This is a genomic window from Finegoldia sp. P2-F-LR (genome assembly GCF_052932265.1).
On record NZ_JBRFJF010000028.1, the window covers coordinates 1 to 693 of the forward strand.

At 49.2% G+C, this 693-nt stretch carries 1 rRNA gene; it reads left to right on the forward strand.

Annotated elements, in window-relative coordinates:
- A 23S ribosomal RNA gene (locus ACU68W_RS09230) occupies positions 1-671 on the forward strand; the annotation flags it as partial.
- Positions 672-693 lie beyond the last annotated feature (22 nt).

Here is a 693-nt window from a genome sequence, read left to right on the forward strand (position 1 = left end):
CTGGTAATAGGACACTGTCAGTCGGGCAGTTTGACTGGGGCGGTCGCCTCCAAAAAAGTAACGGAGGCGTTCAAAGGTTCGCTCAGAATGGTTGGAAATCATTCAAAGAGTACAAAGGCAAAAGCGAGCTTAACTGCGAGACATACAGGTCGAGCAGAGACGAAAGTCGGACTTAGTGATCCGGTGGTACCGAGTGGAAGGGCCATCGCTCAACGGATAAAAGCTACCCCGGGGATAACAGGCTTATCTCCCCCAAGAGTCCACATCGACGGGGAGGTTTGGCACCTCGATGTCGGCTCGTCTCATCCTGGAGCTGGAGTAGGTTCCAAGGGTTGGGCTGTTCGCCCATTAAAGAGGCACGCGAGCTGGGTTCAGAACGTCGTGAGACAGTTCGGTCCCTATCCACCGTGGGCGTGAGAAATTTGAGAGGATCTGTCCTTAGTACGAGAGGACCGGGATGGACAGACCGCTGGTGTACGAGTTGTACTGCCAAGTGCACAGCTCGGTAGCTACGTCTGGGAAGGATAAGTGCTGAAGGCATCTAAGCACGAAACCAACCTCGAGATAAGATTTCTATGAGATTACTTGAAGAAAACAAGATAGATAGGTCAGAGGTGTAAAGATAGTAATATCAAAGCTAACTGATACTAATAAATCGAAAACTTGACTGGAAATATATACTGTTATTGATTG